This window comes from uncultured Kiloniella sp., from assembly GCF_937128705.1.
Lineage (GTDB): Bacteria > Pseudomonadota > Alphaproteobacteria > Kiloniellales > Kiloniellaceae > Kiloniella.
Genome location: NZ_CAKZMP010000138.1, coordinates 1 through 20,494 on the forward strand (window position 1 = coordinate 1; position 20,494 = coordinate 20,494).

17 protein-coding genes are annotated in these 20,494 nt (G+C 45.3%); 11 read left to right on the forward strand and 6 right to left on the reverse strand.

The window, feature by feature from the left end:
• Both Q0241_RS07625 and Q0241_RS07630 read left to right on the forward strand, forming a co-directional pair.
• A partial coding sequence (locus Q0241_RS07625) for a tripartite tricarboxylate transporter permease (RefSeq protein ID WP_299375556.1) occupies nt 1–1,490 on the forward strand: 1,490 nt, incomplete at its 5' end.
• 3 nt (nt 1,491–1,493) lie between these two features.
• Nucleotides 1,494–2,564, forward strand: coding sequence for an AbrB family transcriptional regulator (locus Q0241_RS07630; RefSeq protein ID WP_299375559.1), 1,071 nt, complete (start codon nt 1,494–1,496; stop codon nt 2,562–2,564).
• A gap of 19 nt (nt 2,565–2,583) precedes the next feature.
• On the opposite strand, the gene Q0241_RS07635 is transcribed toward Q0241_RS07630, so the two are convergent.
• The 3 genes from Q0241_RS07635 to Q0241_RS07645 all read right to left on the reverse strand — a co-directional run bounded on the left by Q0241_RS07635 (nt 2,584) and on the right by Q0241_RS07645 (nt 5,235).
• Nucleotides 2,584–3,540 (reverse strand): amino acid ABC transporter permease, encoded by a 957-nt coding sequence (locus Q0241_RS07635; RefSeq protein ID WP_299375562.1) that lies wholly within the window; start codon nt 3,538–3,540, stop codon nt 2,584–2,586.
• A gap of 19 nt (nt 3,541–3,559) precedes the next feature.
• Entirely contained in the window at nt 3,560–4,411 is an 852-nt protein-coding gene (locus Q0241_RS07640; protein ID WP_299375565.1) for a transporter substrate-binding domain-containing protein, read from the reverse strand.
• 200 nt (nt 4,412–4,611) lie between these two features.
• Nucleotides 4,612–5,235 (reverse strand): TetR family transcriptional regulator C-terminal domain-containing protein, encoded by a 624-nt coding sequence (locus Q0241_RS07645; protein ID WP_299375568.1) that lies wholly within the window; start codon nt 5,233–5,235, stop codon nt 4,612–4,614.
• A gap of 211 nt (nt 5,236–5,446) precedes the next feature.
• Here Q0241_RS07645 and Q0241_RS07650 point away from each other — a divergent pair, with 211 nt between their 5' ends.
• From Q0241_RS07650 to Q0241_RS07690, 9 genes are all read left to right on the forward strand, one after another.
• Nucleotides 5,447–6,646, forward strand: coding sequence for a pyridoxal phosphate-dependent aminotransferase (locus Q0241_RS07650; RefSeq protein ID WP_299375570.1), 1,200 nt, complete (start codon nt 5,447–5,449; stop codon nt 6,644–6,646).
• 31 nt (nt 6,647–6,677) lie between these two features.
• Complete coding sequence (locus tag Q0241_RS07655) at nt 6,678–8,294, forward strand: 5-guanidino-2-oxopentanoate decarboxylase (protein ID WP_299375572.1); 1,617 nt, start codon at nt 6,678–6,680, stop codon at nt 8,292–8,294.
• 197 nt (nt 8,295–8,491) lie between these two features.
• Nucleotides 8,492–10,885: a NosR/NirI family protein gene (locus Q0241_RS07660; protein ID WP_299375574.1), complete on the forward strand. Its 2,394-nt coding sequence runs from the start codon at nt 8,492–8,494 to the stop codon at nt 10,883–10,885.
• An 89-nt stretch (nt 10,886–10,974) separates the two neighbouring features.
• Nucleotides 10,975–12,876: a TAT-dependent nitrous-oxide reductase gene (gene nosZ / locus Q0241_RS07665; RefSeq protein WP_299375576.1), complete on the forward strand. Its 1,902-nt coding sequence runs from the start codon at nt 10,975–10,977 to the stop codon at nt 12,874–12,876.
• An 18-nt stretch (nt 12,877–12,894) separates the two neighbouring features.
• Nucleotides 12,895–14,229 (forward strand): nitrous oxide reductase family maturation protein NosD, encoded by a 1,335-nt coding sequence (locus Q0241_RS07670; RefSeq protein WP_299375577.1) that lies wholly within the window; start codon nt 12,895–12,897, stop codon nt 14,227–14,229.
• Nucleotides 14,226–15,149 (forward strand): ABC transporter ATP-binding protein, encoded by a 924-nt coding sequence (locus Q0241_RS07675; protein WP_299375579.1) that lies wholly within the window; start codon nt 14,226–14,228, stop codon nt 15,147–15,149. The genes Q0241_RS07670 and Q0241_RS07675 overlap by 4 nt, the downstream gene beginning before the upstream one ends.
• Nucleotide 15,150: 1 nt before the next feature.
• Nucleotides 15,151–15,981 carry an ABC transporter permease subunit gene (locus Q0241_RS07680; RefSeq protein WP_299375581.1) on the forward strand — a complete coding sequence of 277 codons (831 nt, stop codon included), beginning with the start codon at nt 15,151–15,153 and terminating at the stop codon, nt 15,979–15,981.
• On the forward strand, nt 15,978–16,511 hold the full coding sequence (locus tag Q0241_RS07685) for a nitrous oxide reductase accessory protein NosL (RefSeq protein WP_299375583.1): 534 nt from the start codon (nt 15,978–15,980) through the stop codon (nt 16,509–16,511). The genes Q0241_RS07680 and Q0241_RS07685 overlap by 4 nt, the downstream gene beginning before the upstream one ends.
• 24 nt (nt 16,512–16,535) lie before the next feature.
• Entirely contained in the window at nt 16,536–17,516 is a 981-nt protein-coding gene (locus Q0241_RS07690; RefSeq protein ID WP_299375585.1) for an FAD:protein FMN transferase, read from the forward strand.
• A gap of 92 nt (nt 17,517–17,608) precedes the next feature.
• Here the strand turns inward: Q0241_RS07690 and Q0241_RS07695 are convergent, their stop codons facing one another.
• The 3 genes from Q0241_RS07695 to Q0241_RS07705 are packed head-to-tail and all read right to left on the reverse strand — an operon-like array spanning nt 17,609 to nt 20,480.
• Complete coding sequence (locus tag Q0241_RS07695; protein WP_299375587.1) at nt 17,609–18,424, reverse strand: ABC transporter permease; 816 nt, start codon at nt 18,422–18,424, stop codon at nt 17,609–17,611.
• Entirely contained in the window at nt 18,421–19,323 is a 903-nt protein-coding gene (locus tag Q0241_RS07700) for an ABC transporter permease subunit (protein ID WP_299375589.1), read from the reverse strand. Before Q0241_RS07700 ends, Q0241_RS07695 begins: the two co-directional genes overlap by 4 nt.
• An 11-nt stretch (nt 19,324–19,334) precedes the next feature.
• Nucleotides 19,335–20,480: an ABC transporter ATP-binding protein gene (locus tag Q0241_RS07705; RefSeq protein WP_299375591.1), complete on the reverse strand. Its 1,146-nt coding sequence runs from the start codon at nt 20,478–20,480 to the stop codon at nt 19,335–19,337.
• Between the last annotated feature and the right edge of the window lie 14 nt (nt 20,481–20,494).

Sequence of the window (20,494 nt, forward strand, 5' to 3'; positions counted from 1 at the left end):
TTAATCTTCTTATGGTTTTTGTTGGGTGTTTCGCAGGAACCTTTATCGGCATGTTGCCGGGGCTTGGACCTATTTCAGCCATCGCGTTGATGATCCCCATCACTTATGGCTTTGATCCGGCAACAGGTATGATCCTGATGGCTGGCGTTTATTATGGCGCTATATTTGGTGGATCAACATCTGCAATCCTAATTAATGCGCCCGGCGTAGCTGGAACAGTTGCCACAGCATTTGACGGCTACCCCCTTGCAAAACAGGGACACGCAGGTAAAGCCCTCGCAATTGCCGCTTACAGCTCTTTTAGTGGTGGTACCATCGCCGCCATATTCCTTTTGTTTGCGGCTCCTGCCCTGGCTTCGGTATCACTCAGTTTTCAATCAGCAGATTATTTTGCGCTCATGGTTCTTGGCCTAACAGCTGTATCCGCTTTTGCCGGAAAAGGAAAATTCCTGATTGCCGTGCTAATGACGCTCTTTGGATTGATGCTCTCGACCATTGGAACCGATCAAACAGCCGGACTTCAACGTTTCACCTTTGGCTCTCTGGATTTAATTGATGGTATCAGCTTCCTGCTGTTGGCAATGGCAACCTTTGCCCTGTCAGAAGCTTTGATGGTCGTTCTAAAGCCAGAAAAAGTATCAAAAGAAGCTGAAGATGCCACAAAAGGTAATCTTGGCAGCATGAAAATCAGCAAAGAGGAAGTCAAAGACCTGGCCCCAGTTGTTGGACGAAGTTCTGTTCTTGGTTTCTTTATCGGGGTCCTTCCCGGTGCGGGGGCGACGATTGCCTCTTTCCTTGCCTATGGCATGGAACGCAGCTTTGCCAGCGCAAAGGAAAAACTCAAATTCGGTAAGGGTTCTCTGCGTGGGTTGGCCGCTCCGGAAACGGCAAACAACGCCGCCTGCTCAGGATCGTTTGTGCCGCTTCTGACACTCGGTATTCCGGGGTCAGGAACAACGGCTGTTATGCTTGGCGCGCTAATCTCATATGGCGTTCAACCGGGGCCAAGACTATTTGTGGAACAACCTGCTGTGTTCTGGTCCGTGATTATTTCTATGTATATCGGTAATATCATCCTGCTGGTTCTTAACTTGCCTTTGATTCCGTATATCGCGCGGTTGTTATCTCTACCCAAGCAGATTTTGACGCCCTTGATACTGTTCTTCTCGTTGATCGGTGTTTATCTCGTTTCCTTTAACACCTTTGATATTCATATCATGGTCATCGTTGCTATTCTTGCCATCGTCTTCCGTTTGATAAACTTCCCTCTCGCGCCCATGCTTCTTGGCTTTATTCTGGGTGGGATGATGGAAGATAATTTACGTCGCGCGTTAGCGATCAGTGACGGAGAGCTTTCTTTCCTTTGGGAGCGCCCAATTACGGCAAGTATCTTGGGGATCACTATTATTGTGCTACTTGCCCCATTGGTACAGAACCTCATTGATGTACGCAGAAGACGCGCCCTCAAAGTAAATGATGGTGAAGGATAGAATGTGTCTTCCCCCAAAAAAGTACGTCAAATAACAGCACTTAAGCTGGTTCTGACTTTTCTATCCGGTTTGACGGGGGGCTGTGTGTTTTGGGCACTTGGCCTCCCGCTTCCCTGGATGCTTGGATGTCTGACAGGTAGCCTTATTGCCTCGCTGTCAGGTATTCCCGTTGGCGTTACAAAACCTGTACGTCTGATCATTATGGTTATTCTTGGTGTCATGTTGGGCGGGACTTTTTCTCCCGAAGTTCTTGCCCGTGCTGGCGAATGGATACCAACCCTGATCGCCGCTGTGCTCTATCTTGCTATCCTCACCTTTATTGCACAGTTTTACTGTCGTAAATTTATAAAGATGGATCGCCTGACAGCGATTTTTGCAGGGTTCCCCGGCGGATTATCTGAAATGACCCTGCTTGGCGAAGAAGCTGGCGCTGATGTCCCAGCCCTGACCCTCGCCCACGCATGCCGGGTGGCAACCATACTCTTGGCAATCCCGCTATTCCTCACCTATTGGTCAGGATTAGAAATAGTTGAACAAGGGACTAGCGCCCCTTTGTGGTCCTCGGTTGATATCCTGATTTTACTTATTCTTGCTTTGGGCGGGTTATTCCTCGGCAAGATTGCGAAATTTCCCGCGTATCAGCTGACAGGGCCACTTTTACTTAGTGCAATTGTACACACTGGTGGGTTCGTTCAAGGCGAACCACCCGAAATCGTCACGATCCTGTTACAACTTACTCTTGGTTCCGCTTTGGGTGCCCGTTTTGCAGGGTACTCGCTTGGACAGGTAGGTCGTTTAATGCTGCTGTCCATCATCATGGCATTTTTGATGCTGGCGGTAACACTGGTTGTATCCGGGGCATTGTCCTATGCATTTGATCTAGAGTTTGAAGCGCTGATCCTTGCCCTGTCCCCCGGTGGTTTTGCAGAGATGACATTAGCCGCTTTATCTATGGGAATAGATCCTGCTTTTGTCACCACGCATCACGCTCTGCGTCTTTTGGTAATCGTCTTTATCGTTCCTGTATTTTTAGCCCGTATTATCAAGCGACAGAATAAACGCAAACAAGACTAGTATCTTGACGTCAACCAAACTAGACATGGTTGACGTCGATACCTTTGCCGTACTTCTTTTCGATCCTGGATTGAAAGATTTCAAATCCTACAGACAGAAACCAGTAAATGAGCGCCGCAGAAATCAACATTTCCATATACTTGAACTCTGCACGACCATGGGTTCTGGACATATACATTAACTCCCAAGCTCCCAAAACAGAAACCAGAGAGCTATCTTTAAGCATGGCAATAAACTGATTACCAGTCGGAGGAATAATCAATCGGATAGCTTGGGGTAAAATGACAAGCCGCATAATTTGATTTTTTTTAAGCCCCGAAGCTCTGGCCGCCTCGGACTGTCCTGCTGGAATAGCTTGAATACCTGCGCGAAAGATCTCTGCCATATAGGCACCATAACAAAGGGACAAAGCAATGATAGCTGCCGGGATCGGATCAAGAACAACACCAACTTGCGGTAACCCTAAATAAACCAAAAGGATTTGTAAAAGCAGCGGCGTTCCCCGAAAAAAAGAGATGTAAAAAGTTGAAATACCCAACGCCATGCCGTTTTTTGACAGGCGCGCAAGAGCAGCAACCAAGGCCAGAATGGTTGACGCAAAAATAGAAACGGCACAGATAAAAACCGTAAGTGCCGCCCCCATAAGAAACCCACTTTTCAGACCAAATCCAAGCAAATGGGGTAATCGGGACAGAATAAACTCGTAAGAGAGATCGAAGCTGTAAAAAAAGAAGAGAAACAGCGCCAAAAGCTGTCCCCAGGTAACAAAAAGCTGTGCTGTTTTAGGCAACTTGCTCACAAGGAAAAAATTCAACAAAACCCCAAGTACAAAGGTGCCGCGAATAAGTTCAACATTTATTGAAAACCCAGAACCTTCGGCAAAGCCAGATAGATCAAAGTTCAAAAAAATAAGATAGATAACAACGAAATAGAGCGACCATCGTGCTAATGGCCGCTCTACGAAATTAAATGACATATTATTCACAAGATCATACTCACTGTGTCAGGTCACCGCCATACCACTTTTGAGATAAGCGAGAGAGCGTTCCGTCCGCACGCAAAGCAGAAACAGCTTCTTTTATTTTCGCATTAAGCTCCGCGTCACCCTTGTCTGTTGCAATCGCCAAAGGTTCCATAAACAAAGCTTCCGGGCCAACAATTTTAATAGGGTAACCCTTCTTCTTTGCCTCTAAAACAGTTGGTAATGCAGTAAAAGCAGCATCTAAACGCACCCCGTCACCAAGGCGCAGATCATCCAGTGCCAGTAAATCTGTATCATAGGTACGAATATCAGCATCATCGATAATATAAGAAAACTCAGGAACATTCTCAGCATCAATCACCAAGTTTTTCTTCAAATAGCTTTCATAGGTCGTCGAAACCCCGACACCAACCTTATGACCTGATGCATCTTTCGTACTTAAGATGGATGTATTCTTTTCATGAACAACCAATGCCGCAGGTGTAAAATAATAGATCGCAGGAAAATCCAAAACTTCTGCGCGCTTTTTTGTTGGCGTCATAGACCCCACAGACATATCCCAACGTCCTGACCAATGACCTGCCGTAATAACATCCCACCCCGGTGTTACAAATTCTGCTTCTACACCAAGGTATTTGGCAATAGCATGGCCAACATCAATGTCAAAACCAACAAACTCGTTATCTGCATTTAACGAAGATTGCGGGGGGTATTCTGCATCAGTTGAAATTACCAAGGTCTTCTTGTCCATTATCCGATCAAGTGTTTCACCCGCAAAGGCAAACCCGGTGGATGCTATCACGATGCCTGTAATTCCTGCGATCCCGGCAAGACCCGTCATCATCGTTTGTCTGAAATTTTTCATTACTTTCTCCCTGTTCGGAACGAGGGCATGAACAAGTTTTCCTGTTTCTTTGGCCCTAACACTCAGTTTTTTGAAAACCGCTTTCAGTACAATAAACGATAACACAACTGAACACATGTTCAACTAGAAATTTTTCCCATAAAAATTCCTCTCCATGAAAAGGAAACTTCCATAGTCATTCCAATAGTTATAGCATGATTTTACAGCTTAAAGGCGCCAGCCATCAGGCCATCAACCCAGCCTTCGCATAACATTAACCCCTCTTCAGGAGAGAAAACATCGGGGTTAAGACACCATTCAAGCCAAAGACCATCCAGCATTCCACTAAGGCCAATGGCCGCAAGTCGATAGTTAAACTCAGGCGTTTCAGAAGACTTTACCAGATCCCGGAGCATGAGTTCGATTTGTTGGCGAAAGCCTGCATTTGTCTTGTCATGAGACAGTCGCACCTGTTCGGACTTGTCCGACATGTGCCAGAACACAATCCAGATCCTCAGAAACTTTTGATCCAAAACAATTGAAGAAAAATAGGCTTTAAAAAAAGCACTCATTTTTTCACGGGGCGATCCATTTGTTTCAGCAACAATATCGACAACATTTTGCAAAATATCTGTCGCAAGCTTTTCATAGGCATCTGCGATCAAATCATCTTTACTGGGATAATGGTGATTTATGAGACCGACAGATATCCCGGCTTCCGAACTTATACTTCGCACGGACAGTCCATCGCTTCCCTTCTTTTCAAGGCAGCGAATGGTCGCTTTAACCAAATCTTTTTTCCGTGCGTCTGGTGCCTGACGCCGAAATTTTGGAGTTTCTGTCATATTGTTCTCAGAAAATTAAACCTTAAAAACCACCTGTTATCTAGATTTACCCCGTATATATCTCTCTGACAACACATGCATTCAGGTCATTAAAACGAGCCTGATATTTTTCTTATTGAACGACTGTTCAGTTTTATGTATTATCCAGATATGCCAACTGTATTCTTTGACAGGCACGGTGAGCTTACAACCATTACAAGTCAGGTGATATATGCAACTTTCCCCCCTTACAAAACGCGTAACTGGTGCTGGTGCATCCGCATGGGATTTACATAGTAAGGCTTTGCAGGAAAAGTCCGAGGGTAAAGATATCATCGTGATGAGCGTCGGAGACCCAGACTTTTCAACGCCGAAAAAAATCACATCAGCTGCCAAAGATGCGTTGGATGCAGGTGATACCCATTACACAGAATTAACAGGTCGATACGAATTAAGAGATATCCTCGCCAAACGGCATAACAAACAGACGAAACAACAGGTATCTGCCGACAATGTTATCGTATTGGCGGGGGCTCAGTGTGCCCTCTTCACGTCATCACTGTGTATCGCGACCCAAGGCGATGAGATTATCGCTCTGGAGCCGATGTATATCACCTATGAGGCCAGCATTTGTGTAACGGGCGCAACGATCGTCCCCGTTCCCCAATCAGCAGAAACAGGTTTCAGACCTGATATCAAGGCAATAGAAGATGCAATTACACCAAGAACCAAGGCTATTTTCCTAACAACCCCAAATAATCCAACGGGCGTTGTTATGACAAAAGCAGAACTTGAGAAAATCGCGCAACTTGCACAAGCGCATAACTTATGGGTAATCGCAGACGAAGTTTATTCTGACCTGATTTTCACCGGCGAGCATGTCTCTATCGCCTCTATAACAGGTATGGCAGAGCGAACAGTTACAATAAGTAGCTTATCCAAATCTCACGCCATGACAGGTTGGCGGCTGGGATGGGCAATTGGCCCCAAACACTTAATTCAAGCGATGGAAAAAATTGCGCTTTGTATGTTGTATGGTCTGCCGGGATTTTCGCAAGAAGCTGCAAAAGTCGCTTTAACAGATCTGGCTGAAGAGCCTCAAAAAATGAAAGAGATCTATCACAAGCGTCGTGATCTAACGTTGGAATCTCTTAAACCAGCAATAAACTTGGTAACCCACAGTCCCCAAGCTGGAATGTTTTTATTGGTCGACATCAGGTCAACCGGCCTAACAAGCCGTGATTTTGCGGAGCAACTTTATGCTCAAACAGGTGTTTGCGTACTAGATGCTGAGCCTTTCGGTCACAGCGCAAAGGGGCATATTAGATTGTCTTTCACCCTTTCTGAAAAACAAATCATCGAAGGTTGTCAACGAATTTGCGCCTTTTGCAAAACCCTTGGTCAACAACAAGCCGCGGTATATTCCACATAACCCCTGCCTTCCTTTATAAAGTGAAACCATCATGACAACACTTGGCGAATTTCTCATAAAGCTACTTGAAAGCTACGAAGTGGATCGGGTTTTTGGCATACCCGGCGTTCATACAATCGAACTTTATCGTGGTCTGGCGAACTCTCCTATTACCCACTATACACCGCGCCACGAACAAGGCGCAGGCTTCATGGCAGATGGCTATGCACGCATTAGCGGAAAACCGGGTGTGTGTTTTGTTATTACAGGCCCCGGACTAACCAACATCTCAACGGCAATGGCTCAAGCCTATGCAGATTCAATTCCCATGCTGGTTATTTCAGGTGTTAATAAAACCAAACATCTTGGACACGGTAATGGGAACCTACATGAGCTACCCAACCAAAGCGCATTTGCAGAACAGGTTTCATCCTTTAGTTATTCCGTCAATCACCCTGATGATTTACCACAGGTAATGGCACGAGCATTTGCTGTTTTTTCAAGCGCACGTCCAAGACCTGTTCATATTGAAATACCAATTGACCTGATGTCTGCACCAGCTGATCACCTTATGCCCATCCCTTCTCTGACATTTCCTCATCCCCCGGCCCCAGATAAAACCGCTATTGATCAGATCGCAGACCTCTGTTTTGGTGCAAAATCACCACTTCTAATAATTGGTGGGGGCGTTAAAGGGAAAAATAAATCAGCTCAGGAACTCGCTGAATACTTGGATTGTCCTGTTATTATGACGGTTAACGCCCGGGGTTTAATACCTGATAGCCATCCCCTCGCAATACCAGCCAGCCCCTCTTTGAAGTCAGTTAGGTCCGTTATTGAAAATTCTGACCTTGTTTTGGCCATGGGAACAGAACTCGGTCCAACCGATTTTGACATGTATGGAAATCAAGAGTTCACAATTCCCAACACTTTAATTCGTGTTGATCTTGATCCTCTTCAATTACATAGAAACATACACCCAACGATCGGTGTTATTGGTGACGCAGATCTAACCATGCAGAAACTGGTTCACTCCCTGAAAGAAAATGAACAATCGCACGTAAACAGAAATGGAGCTGATCGCGCCTTAACGACGAAACAAGCGGCATTCAACGAGTTATCAAAGCCGATGCAAGAACAGATCAAGTTTCTTGAAACAATCAAATCATCATTGCCCGGTGTCGTGATCATAGGCGATTCAACCCAGCCAGTTTATGCCGGTAATCTCTATTATTCGCCGGATAGCCCCAAAGGCTGGATGAATTCAGCAACGGGCTTTGGAACATTGGGTTACGCACTTCCGGCTGCTATCGGCGCACAACTTGCCGATCCTGAGCGTCCGGTAGTTTGCTTAACGGGTGATGGCGGCATTCAATTTACACTAGGTGAGCTGGGTTCAGCGATAGACGCAGGTGCAAACATTATCGTTATCGTCTGGAATAACGACGGATATCTGGAAATTAAAAACTTTATGCTGGAAAATGATATAACCCCAGAGGGTGTCACGCCCAGTTCCCCAGACTTTCCTGCTATAGCCGAGGCTTATGGTCTTTACGCTGAACATCTTTCATCAAAAGAAGAGCTGCCTGCGGCGTTAAAAAGAGCGCGTGCTGAGAACCGTCCAACCCTTATCCAAATAGAAGAAAACCTATTCAGCCCCACGGGTTAATTCTTTTGCTCTCCCCTTATATCTCCTCTTATTAAATGCCTGAAATCAGGCTTTTATCTATTGCGTTGGGAATGAAAAACTTAAAGACATAATTTTTTTGCATCTTTATTGACTTACATCAAAGGCAATTTCGGTAAATAGGCAGATGTTTGTTTCCATTAGGATTTTGTCAGTATGTAAGCGAAAGGAGATGCTTCATGCCGAACCAAAAGGCATGGGCAAAGAGTACAACGGAAAAAAACATCAACAGAACAAAGGCAATTGCCGCCTGTCATGATGTATCTGCTGTCTTTATACAAAAGCTCATCTATATACCGCTTCTAATCGGGCTTACTATTCTCTTCGCTTTGTCCACGGCCAATGCAGCGTCAAACAACTTTGAAGAATACCTCTCCAAGGTAACTCCAAATGAAATATTTGAAGGTGCGACAGAGTTTCGGCTGGTTCCCGGCGCACCTTCCTATGCAGAAATATTAAAAGATAACGAAAAAGTTGGATACGCCTATCTCAATACCGATTTCGTTAATGCCACGGGATATTCTGGTAAACCGATCAACGTAGTCGTCGGCCTAACCCCGGAAGGTGTTGTCAGTGGGACAAAGCTTGTTAAACACCACGAACCCATAGTTCTGATTGGTATTCCAGAAGAAAAAATATCTAATTTTATGTCCGGTTACACTGGTATTGATGCTGTTAGTCGGACAGGACAGAGCCGCGACACGGGTGAAGTCGATATGATCAGTGGTGCAACGGTCACCATCATGGTCATTGAAGATTCTATCTTCAGGTCAGCCATTAAATTTGCACGATATCTTGGCATTGCTGGTGTTCAACAAGATCAAGCATCCGGACCAACAGAAATAAGGCACGTCAATAAAGACATCACCGAGGTTACTGATTGGCAAACGCTACTTGGCAATGGTGCTGTTCGTCACAGGGTAATCACCCTTGCAGAAATCAACGAAGCCTTTGAAAATTCTGGAAACAAAAAAGCAGCTGCTCGTCCAGAAAAGGGGGCGCCAGATGATATCTACATAGATCTCTATGTCGCTCCTGTTAGTGTACCCGCTATTGGTAAGACCTTGCTTGGGGATGCGGAATACAACCACTTGCAAAAACAACTAGAACCCAATCAAGAGGCTGTTCTTATCTTTGCCAATGGTCGCTATTCATTCAAAGGTTCGGGCTATGTGCGTGGTGGCATCTTTGACCGCTTTCAACTTATCCAGGGAGAAAGCTCTGTTCGTTTTAGGGATAAGTTCCACAAACGCATCGGCGATCTTGGTGCGGATGGCGCCCCTTATTTCAAGGAAATAGCTCTCTTCCGTATCCCAACGGATGTTGAGTTTAACCCGGCAGATAATTTTCGTATCGAGTTACTTGCCAACCGTGAAATTGCTGCAATCAAAAAGATTTTTCTGGCCTTCGAACTAAATTATGATCTGCCAGACAAGTACGTCACAATAGAGAAACTAGCCCCCGCACCCACTGCGACAACAAAAACATCAGAGTCTTCTGTAAATCAGGAAGCATCCGAAGATACCCATCGCGTAGAGTTATGGAAACGCATGTGGGATCTTAAAAGACCCGACATCGCCGTTCTTAGTGTTGCGATTGCCATACTCACGATCATTTTCTTTTTTCAGGACTGGTTGGTTCAACGCCCAAAACTTCTGACATGGACCAGAAATCTGTTTCTTGTCTTTACCGTTCTCTTTATTGGGTTTTACGCTCAGGCACAGCTTTCTGTTGTTAACGTCCTCACTTTTGCGAATGCGCTTATAACAGATTTCAGCTGGAACTACTTCCTGATGGAACCCATGATCTTCTTATTGTGGTTATCTGTTGCCGGGGCGCTACTTTTTTGGGGACGCGGGGCTTATTGTGGATGGCTATGTCCGTTTGGGGCCTTACAGGAACTCTTAAATCAAGCAGCTAAATTCTGTAAAATACCGCAATTCGAGCTACCATGGGGACTTCATGAACGCCTGTGGCCATTGAAATACATTATCTTTCTTGGCCTGTTTGGACTATCCCTCTATTCCCTGCAAGACGCAGAACATTGGGCAGAAATTGAACCATTCAAAACCTCTATCATCCTGAAGTTTGTTCGCGACTGGCCTTGGGTTCTCTATGCGGTTGCTCTTTTGGCTGCTGGCCTGTTTGTTGAACGTTTTTATTGCCGATACATTTGTCCTTTGGGCGCTGCCTTGGCCATTCCCGGACGTATGCGCATGTTTGAATGGCTTAAACGCCATCCCAAAGACTGCGGTAGTCCCTGCCAGACTTGTGCCAAAGAATGTATGGTCCAAGCAATCCATCCCACGGGCGAGATCAACCCGAACGAATGTCTCTATTGTCTGCATTGTCAGGTTGTTTATCACGATGAACATCGCTGTCCGCCAATGGTACAAAAACGCAAGCGTAGAGAACGCCTACAGGATCTTCAAAGCAAAAGCGCTGCTGTTGTAAAAGCAAGCTGCTCGGCGACTGAAATTCCAGATTTCATAGGTGATGATAAGAACAACCCCGGACCTTCTGCAAAAGCCAGAGGGAAAGGCGCTACCCCGGGGAAAGGAACCCCGGGCTAGCAAAACCGTCGCCCCAAGGGCGACAGCACGCCCAGCCTGTTGAATGGTGAGACACGCGACAGGTTGGGCACTTAAAGAGGAGCATATAAATGTCAAAAGATAAAGGTCTGTCCAGACGTGATCTGCTTGGGGGTTCAGCTAAACTAGCGACTATCGCTGGTGTCGGTGCTGCCTCTGGTATTGCTGGATTAGGGGGTGTTTCAACAGCATCTGCGGCTGGCGCTAATAACCCCGCCGCCGTTGAGCCGGGTCAATTGGACGAATACTACGGTTTTTGGTCATCAGGACAAGCGGGTGAACTCCGTATTCTTGGTCTTCCTTCTATGCGTGAGCTTATGCGCGTACCGGTATTCAATAGATGTTCTGCGACAGGTTGGGGACAAACCAACGAAAGTAAGAAAATTCTTACTGAAAACCTGTTGCCACAAACCAAGAAATTTCTTGAAACACGCGGCGGCGACTATATGAACGGTGATTTACACCACCCTCATATGTCCTTTACCGAAGGTGCCTATGACGGCCGTTATCTCTTCATGAATGACAAGGCCAATACACGTGTCGCACGTGTTCGCTGTGATATCATGAAGGTCGATAAAATCATCGAAATTCCGAATGCGTCAGATATTCATGGTCTGCGTCCGCAAAGATACCCCCGTACGGGCTATATCTTTGCTAATGGCGAACACCGTGTTCCCTTGCCAAACGATGGTTCTGTTCTAGACGATCCAAGTAAATACTTTGCTGTGTTCTCTGCCATTGATGGCGACACCATGGAAGTTAAGTGGCAGGTTAAAGTCAGCGGTAACCTAGATAACGTCGATGCCGATTATCAGGGTAAATACGCGATATCTTCCTCTTACAACTCTGAAGAAGGTGTTAACTTAGCTGAAATGACATCATCAGAGCAGGATCATGTCGTTGTTTTCAATATCAAACGTATCGAAGAAGCCGTAGCCAAAGGTGAATACGAAGTATTTGACGGCGGTGTTCCAGTTGTTGATGGAACCAAAGGTTCTTCCCTTACCACCTATATTCCAATTTCTAACAGCCCGCACGGTGTCAATGCTGCGCCGGATAAGCGCCACATTGTGGTGAACGGTAAACTGTCACCAACAGCATCTGTTATTGACGTTGACCGTCTTGATGATGTGTTTGACGGCAAGATCAAACCTCGTGATGCGATTGTAGCAGAACCACAGCTTGGCCTTGGTCCGCTCCACACAGCATTTGATGGACGCGGCAACGCCTATACCACCCTCTTCCTGGATAGCCAGGTTGTTAAATGGGACATTGAAAAAGCCATTCGCGCCTACAAAGGTGAAGATATCGATCCGATTATTCAGAAGATTGATGTTCATTACCAACCTGGTCACAACCATACGTCTATGGGGGAAACCTCTGAAGCCGATGGTAAATGGCTGATCTCTATGAACAAGTTCTCTAAAGATCGCTACATCAATGTTGGACCTCTTAAACCAGAGAACGAACAGTTGATCGATATTTCTGGCGACGAGATGAAAATTGTTCATGACGGCCCGACCTTTGCCGAACCACATGACTGTATCATTGTCCACAGATCAGTTGTTAATCCGGTTCATGTTTATGATCGTAACGAACCAACCTTTGCCGATACCGTTGCAATGGCAAAAGCAGATGGCATTGATCTGGAAGATTGTCAGGATGTTATCAGAGACGGTAACAAGGTCCGGGTTTACATGAACTCTGTTGCTCCAGAATTCAGTCTGGAAAAGTTCACTGTCAAACAAGGGGACGAAGTCACCGTCGTGATTACCAACCTTGATGATGTTGAAGATCTGACCCACGGGTTTACCTTGGCAAACTATGGCGTTTGCTTCGAAGTAAGTCCTCAACAAACAGCTTCCGTAACCTTCATTGCTGATCGTCCCGGTGTTCACTGGTTCTATTGTCAGTGGTTCTGTCACGCGCTTCACATGGAAATGCGTGGCCGTATGCTGGTTGAGCCAGCTTAGGGAAAGTTGAGTAGATCGATGGCTTGGTTTTTAAAAAAACTGATCATGAAACAATATGTTTTGGCGTTTCTTTTTAGCACCGTCGTCTTGATGACGATGTTTGAGAGCCAAGCCGTCGTTTTACAAGTAACACCAGAAACACTAACAACCTCACTAATCAATGCACAGGATGGCGATGTTCTTGTGCTGAACAAAGGCATTTATACAGGTCCGATTGTCTTAAAAAAAACACTGACCCTTAAAGGCCAACAAGGTGCCGTCATTGATGGTAATCGCACAGGTAATACCATTGAAGTTATTGCACCTGACAGTGTTGTTTCCGGTTTAAAGATCATAAATTCCGGACAGGATCTTTCACAACAAAACAGTGGCGTTTTTGTCAATAAGACAGCTCACAATACTGTTGTTGAAAATAATATCTTACAAAACAACCTCATCGGAGTTTATCTCTGGGGACCTAAAAATGCTGTTGTCAGGAATAATCGCATTGAGGGTTTACAGGTTCTGCAAGTCAATGATCGTGGGAATGGTGTCCAGCTTTGGAATACGCCGGGATCAATTGTCGAAGGCAATACAATCCTTTTTGGTCGTGACGGTATTTTCACCACCACGAGTAAAAAGAACATCTTCAGAAACAATACTTTCGAAAAAACGCGCTTTGCCATTCACTACATGTATACAAACAACAGTGAAGTCAGTGGCAATATTTCCCGCGGCAACGATGTTGGTTACGCTCTCATGTTTTCAAAAAAGTTGAAAATAACCAACAATCAGTCAATCAATGACAAGGAACATGGTTTTGCGCTCAACTATGCAAACTCATCCCTTTTCAAAGGAAATCTGGTCGAGAACGGCGGCGTAAAATGCGTTTTCATCTACAACTCCAACAAAAATCGTTTTGTGCAAAATCATTTTGAAGGGTGCCAAATTGGTATCCACTTCACAGCGGGATCTGAAAAGAATACCGTTAGTGAAAACGCCTTTATCAACAATCAACACCAAGTCAAATATGTTGGTACTCGTCATCTGGATTGGTCAGAGAACAATAGAGGTAATTACTGGAGCGATAACCCTGCGTTCGATCTAAACGGTGATAATATCGCCGATAGCGTCTATCGCCCAAATGATGTTCTGGATCAGGTAATTTGGGCTTACCCCGCTGCGAAGTTGTTGATCAACTCACCAGCTATGGAAATCTTACGTTGGTCGCAGTCGCAGTTTCCTTCACTACAGCCCGGCGGCGTTTTTGACAGTGCACCCTTGATGACACACCCGAAAATTGATCGTATTTCAATGAACTCTGACACATTAAACTCAGGCCGCTTAAATTCTGGCATGGAGACAAATCCATGATTAAAAACAGCATTATTTTAAAAAATGTCAGTAAGCATTATCCTTCCCACAAAGCTGTGACGGACATTAACTTCTCTGTACCTGAAGGCTGTCTTATGGCTTTGGTCGGACATAACGGTGCCGGAAAAACAACACTGATGAAACTAATTCTTGGGCTGGTACAACCGACAGCGGGATCACTTTCGATCCTCGGCCATGACCCCAAAGACAAGACAGCTTTCCATTACCGTAATGCCATTGGATTTTTACCTGAAAATGTCGCGTTTGATGCGAATATGACAGGTAAAGAGCTGATTTCTTTCTATGCAAGTCTAAAAGGGGAGACCAAGTTTCGAAGCTTGGAGCTGATGGATATCGTTGGCTTGTCTGATGCCCTTAATCGTCGTTATAAAACCTACTCTAAAGGCATGAAACAACGTTTGGGACTGGCACAGGCACTTTTAGGTAAACCACGGTTGCTGCTACTTGACGAACCGACATCAGGTCTTGATCCCGCTGCCAGACAACACTTTTACGATATTATCCGTGACCTCAGAAAAGACGGTGTTACGATCTTGCTTTGTTCTCATGTTTTAACCGAACTCGAAGCCCAGACAGATGCCGTAACCGTTATGAACTCTGGCAGGATCGTTGCCTCTGGCTCTTTAGAAGACCTTCGCACACAAGCAGACTTACCACTTAGCCTGCGGATCACTGTGAAAGAAGGTATGACGAAACAAATTGCTCAACCACTTCAAAATCAGAATGCAACGATAACCTTTATGAACGGCAAGCATCTGGAAATCGAATGCGCCCCCAGCTCAAAGATGGCAATGCTTCGTCACTTAGGAGAACTAGGCTCACTTATTGAAGACGTCGAACTACAGAATACATCGCTAGACCAGTTGTATGCCGTCTTTAGTGATCAGAGAGGACAATGAGATGAAAACAATCTGGATCATTGCCCTAAAGGAACTAAAAGACGCCCTACGTAACCGCTGGATCATCGCGGCATCCTGTCTGCTTGCTGTGCTTGCCCTCAGCTTGGCATTTGTGGGGACAGCACCTGTCGGCGGCGCAAAAATTAGTACCATGCAAGTCACTGTTGTCAGCCTTTCAAGTCTGTCTGTTTTTCTTGTCCCTTTGATATCCCTAATGCTTTCTTATGACAGTATTGTCGGCGAGGTCGAGCGTGGATCTATGCTATTATTGCTCACCTACCCCATCAATCGATGGCAAATCATTTTAGGAAAATTTCTTGGACACACTCTTATTCTGTCCATCGCGACACTTCTCGGTTATGGCGCCGCAGGTTTCCTAATCGGATTTAGTTCCAATGGGGCTAGCCTTCAGGACTGGCTCGTATTTGGGAGCTTAATTGCCTCTACCGTTTTATTAGGTAGTGCTTTCTTGTCGATCGGTTATCTACTAAGCGTTTGCGTGAAAGAACGGGCAACTGCAATGGGTTTGGCTGTCGCAGTTTGGTTGTTGTTTGTACTTCTGTTTGATATGGCCGTTTTAGGGGCTTTGGTCGTCGATCAAGGTGAAAATATAAAATCAGATTTTGTAAATTTCCTGCTGCTATTTAACCCGGCTGATTCCTTCAGATTATTAAATCTTACCGGCTTTGACAGTACAGCAGCTCTTTCTGGAATGTCGTCCATTGCCGGACGAGCAGTACTTCCCGTCCAATATGCCATCGTTGCATTAGTAGGCTGGATCACTCTTCCGCTATTGCTTTCCGGATACCTCTTTTCAAGGAGAGAGATATGAACAAGCTCTGCACATTACTGCTTGTATCTGGTAGCTTACTTCTTAATGGTTGTTTTGGTTCAGACGACACCCCAAGACCAGATCCAGCAACACTTACATCTGATGACCAAAGTTATTTTTGTGGCATGACTGCTGCGGGTCACCCCGGCCCTAAAGCGCAAATCCACATCTTGGGACAAGCAGTCCCAATCTGGTTCGCAGCAACCAGAGATGCCGTCGGTTATATGAAGCTGCCAGACGAAAGTAATGAAATAACAGCCGTTTATGTTACCGACATGGGAAAAGCGAACTGGAAATCACCAGAGGCAGGCCCCTGGATTGATATAAAAGAAGCGACCTTGGTAATTGAAAGCAACCGTCGCGGGGGTATGGGCGCACCTGCTGTTGTGCCGTTTAAAGAAGTCTCATCAGCAGAAAACTTTATATCTCAGTACGGGGGAAGAATGATTTCGTTAGATGAAATCCCGATTGATTATGTACTTGGAATGGTCGAGATCCCCGACAATCCTGCGTTATCAACATTAGAATAAAGCTATTATATTCAGGTAAATAACATGCTTAAAAATAAAACTAGACGGCGTTTTCTACAAATTATCGGAACAGCCTCTCTTCTATCCCCCGCTTTAATCAAGCAATCTCTTGCTCTGGGGACACAAAAAGACGCCGTGTTTTTTAAATGGCAAGGTGTCGCACTTGGCGGGCAAGCTGAAATACTGTTGCCCAAAGAAAAGGGATCAGAAGACCTCGCGCGAAAAATTCAAAACGAAATTAGCCGTTTGGAAAAAATATTTAGCCTCTACCTTCCCTCTTCAGAAATTAATCTCTTAAATTCACAGGGCGAGCTTCAAAACCCTTCGCCAGAGCTTTTTCAAGTTATCTCCAAGGCACATGAAATCTCATCACTGACCAAGGGGGCTTTCGATATAACGATACAGCCCCTATGGCTCGTCCATAGTGAAATGCCAAACCTAACAGATCATAAGCGCAAGAAGGCCATACAATCAGTCCAAGAATTGATTGATTATAGAAACATAACAGTTTCCCCCGAACATATATCGTTCAAAAAACGCGGGATGGCCATTACCCTTAACGGTATCGCCCAAGGCTTTATTACCGACCGAATTTATCAGCTATTGATAAGCCATGGACTGACTAATAGCTTGGTTAACGTTGGCGAAATTAAAGCGTTGGGAAATCATCCATCAGGACGTGAATGGGCGGTGTCGATTAAAGGCCAAGAAGAAAAAATGCCCGAAAAGGCTGTAAACCTTCATGCTGGTAAAGCAATTGCCACATCGTCCCCGACAGGTACGATCCTGAAGGATGGTCATTCGCATTTACTTCAAGTTAAGAACACAGATGCCCTAGCTCTTTACAAAACGATGAGTGTTATCGCTGATAACGCCACAACGGCTGATGCTCTATCAACGGGACTATCTTTCATCCCTCCCCAAGAATTGAAAAACATAATTTCAACCAAGCGCAACATAGAAATTATCGCACATACAGTTACAGGAGAGACAATCAAGATCTAGTCACGAAATGGTCAGGACATAGTTAGGGACAAGGCTAGGACTGAATTTCTTACGTAATTTCGTCTTAAGCCTTAACACCCCTTACCTCTTGCTTAAGATTCAGCCATCCGTTCATCTTCTTTACGCCGCGCCTCTGTCCGTTTCGTCAGTATTGATGCTGTGATGACACCCATTGTGACAATCAAAATTAAAATCGTCGAAAGCGCATTAATCTTTGGCGTCACACCAAGTCTTACCTGACTATATATTTTCATTGGCAGAGTTGTCGCCCCCGGCCCCGACGTAAAGGATGCGATCACCAGATCATCCAACGACAGGGTAAAAGATAACAGCCAGGCAGAAATAATCGCCGGTGCCATGATCGGCAACGTCACCTTTATAAATGATTGAAAAGGCGTACAGCCCAAATCAGTCGCGGCTTCTTCTAATGAACTGTCAAAGGTAACCATTCGCGACGAGACAACAACAGCGGCATAACACATTGAAAAGGTAATATGGGCCATTGTTATGGTCCAAAAACCCCGGTCAATTCCCATAGAAACAAAAAGTAAAAGCAGGGAAAGCCCGGTTATCACCTCTGGCATTACCAACGGCGCATAGATCATACCAGAAAAAAGGGTTCGGCCGCGAAAACGCCCTGCCCGTACCATGACAACCGCGGCCAGAGTCCCCAGAATGGTGGCCATAGTCGCCGATACTAAAGCAACTCGTAACGTAACCAGTGCTGCGTCCAGAAAGGCTTCATCTTTGAAAAGCTCGGCATACCATTTTGTCGAAAATCCGCCCCAAACAGTTACAAGTCTGGACTCGTTAAAGCTAAAGAATACCAGAATAAGAATGGGCAGATACAGAAAGACAAATCCCAAGGTCAGGGACGTGGTGTTAAACCATGTAAAACGATTACTCATTGTTCTGCCTCCTGCGCGCGTTCTTGCTGTTTCTGGAACAGAACGATCGGAACAATCAACAATAACAAGAGTAATACAGCAACAGCCGAAGCAACGGGCCAGTCTCTATTACTAAAAAATTCAACCCAAAGGGTCTTGCCAATCATCTTGGTATCAGATCCCCCAAGAAGATCAGGAATAACGAACTCGCCAATCGCCGGAATAAATACAAGGAAAGATCCTGCGATAATCCCCGGAATTGAAAGAGGTAACGTCACCTTCCAAAAAGCAGATATCGCCGTACATCCGAGGTCTTGAGCTGCCTCAAGTAGCGAACCATCCATTTTTTCAAGTGCAGAATAAAGTGGTAGCACCATAAAGGGCAGATATGAATAGACAATACCGATATAAACAGCTGTGTCTGTATTCAGTATGTGTAATGGATCGTCCACAACCCCTACGAACATTAGAAGCTGATTGAGCAGCCCTTCAGTCTTCAAGATACCAATCCACGCATAAACCCGGATCAAAAAGCTCGTCCAAAAAGGCAAAATAATCAGCATTAACAAGGTTGGACGCCATTCAGATGGTGCCTTGGCCATAGAGTACGCCAAGGGATAGCCAATCAAAAGGGAGAGAACCGTGGATACAAACGCAATTTTCAAGCTGGATAGATAACTCGACCAATAGAGATCATCTTCGGTGAGCCAGACATAGTTCTCAAAGTCCAAATTCCCCACAAAAGCCTTAATCCCTTCCCACCCATTATCAAGGTCAAAGGTCGGTGTGTAAGGTGGAATTGCAACGGCGACATCCGAAAGCGAGATTTTGAGCACAATCCCGAAAGGAACAAGAAAAAGCAGGAACAACCAGAAATAGGGTATTCCAATAAGTAAAAAGCGTCCGAGTTTTCTATCCATGATCCCCGCCCTTAATCCAATAGGACGCCGGCGGTGCTACGCCAAGACAACCAGACATGATCTTCCCAAGTAAACTCCCGATTTGCTAAACGACGTATGTTTGATTCCTGTGCCTTAAAAATCATCCCATTACTTAACCTGACGTGATAAGTGGAAAGATTGCCAACATAAGCAATGTCATCAATCTGCCCTTTTATTTTGTTATCTACGCCTTGGGGTTCATCACGGGTGACATGCACCTTTTCGGGACGAATGGCGAAACAAGCATTTTCATTTTCTGATCGGCTAGCATTGTTCGCAATTTTTATTTCCGGTTCTCCTTCGGCCCAGGCCAATTGAATTCCTTCTTCGGTCTTATGATCAAGCCGACCTTCGATTATGTTCACATCCCCGATAAAATCAGCCACATAACGACTATTGGGATATTCATAAATGACTTCAGGTGTTGCCACCTGCATGATTTTCCCGTCATCCATCACCGCGATACGGCTGGCAACAGTCATGGCTTCTTCCTGATCATGGGTCACAATAACAAAGGTCATACCCAGTTTTTCTTGAATATCCATCAGCTCAAACTGGGTTTGTTCCCGTAACTTTTTATCAAGCGCCCCCAGAGGTTCATCAAGTAAAAGAAGTTTAGGCTTTTTGGCAAGCGAACGGGCAAGTGCAACTCTCTGTCGCTGACCACCCGAAAGCTGGTGAGGTTTCCGCTTGGCAAACTTTCGTAACTGAACCAGTGACAGCATTTCCTCTACGCGTTCTGCGATAAGGTTTTTGGGCCATTTATCCTGTTTCAGACCAAAAGCGATATTCGCCTCAACCGTCATATGCGGGAAAAGTGCGTAAGATTGAAACATCATATTCACAGGGCGCTTATAGGGTGGCACCGCCCCAATATCATCATCACCAAGGGAAATAATACCTTCGCTGGGTGTTTCAAACCCCGCTAGCATGCGCATCATCGTTGTCTTGCCACAACCGGATGGGCCGAGCAGAGCAAAAAATTCACGCTCATAAATATCGAGACTGATATCATCGATCGCGGTAAATGACCCGAAACGCTTGGTAACATTCTTAAATCGCACCAACGGCTTTTCATCGGGATTATCCCAAGGCGCAAAGCGAGCCGATGGTTTCTTGGCTGATGAAGTATTCATAGCACCCTCAAACA

Coding starts and splice junctions, on each gene's coding strand:
- Q0241_RS07675 (WP_299375579.1), top strand. CDS start 14,226: ATGATTAAAAACAGCATTATTTTAAAAAATGTCAGTAAGCATTATCCT.
- Q0241_RS07690 (WP_299375585.1), top strand. CDS start 16,536: ATGCTTAAAAATAAAACTAGACGGCGTTTTCTACAAATTATCGGAACA.
- Q0241_RS07685 (WP_299375583.1), top strand. CDS start 15,978: ATGAACAAGCTCTGCACATTACTGCTTGTATCTGGTAGCTTACTTCTT.
- Q0241_RS07650 (WP_299375570.1), top strand. CDS start 5,447: ATGCAACTTTCCCCCCTTACAAAACGCGTAACTGGTGCTGGTGCATCC.
- Q0241_RS07645 (WP_299375568.1), bottom strand. CDS start 5,235: ATGACAGAAACTCCAAAATTTCGGCGTCAGGCACCAGACGCACGGAAA.
- Q0241_RS07670 (WP_299375577.1), top strand. CDS start 12,895: ATGGCTTGGTTTTTAAAAAAACTGATCATGAAACAATATGTTTTGGCG.
- Q0241_RS07640 (WP_299375565.1), bottom strand. CDS start 4,411: ATGAAAAATTTCAGACAAACGATGATGACGGGTCTTGCCGGGATCGCA.
- Q0241_RS07680 (WP_299375581.1), top strand. CDS start 15,151: ATGAAAACAATCTGGATCATTGCCCTAAAGGAACTAAAAGACGCCCTA.
- Q0241_RS07695 (WP_299375587.1), bottom strand. CDS start 18,424: ATGAGTAATCGTTTTACATGGTTTAACACCACGTCCCTGACCTTGGGA.
- Q0241_RS07660 (WP_299375574.1), top strand. CDS start 8,492: ATGCCGAACCAAAAGGCATGGGCAAAGAGTACAACGGAAAAAAACATC.
- Q0241_RS07635 (WP_299375562.1), bottom strand. CDS start 3,540: ATGTCATTTAATTTCGTAGAGCGGCCATTAGCACGATGGTCGCTCTAT.
- Q0241_RS07655 (WP_299375572.1), top strand. CDS start 6,678: ATGACAACACTTGGCGAATTTCTCATAAAGCTACTTGAAAGCTACGAA.
- nosZ (WP_299375576.1), top strand. CDS start 10,975: ATGTCAAAAGATAAAGGTCTGTCCAGACGTGATCTGCTTGGGGGTTCA.
- Q0241_RS07700 (WP_299375589.1), bottom strand. CDS start 19,323: ATGGATAGAAAACTCGGACGCTTTTTACTTATTGGAATACCCTATTTC.
- Q0241_RS07705 (WP_299375591.1), bottom strand. CDS start 20,480: ATGAATACTTCATCAGCCAAGAAACCATCGGCTCGCTTTGCGCCTTGG.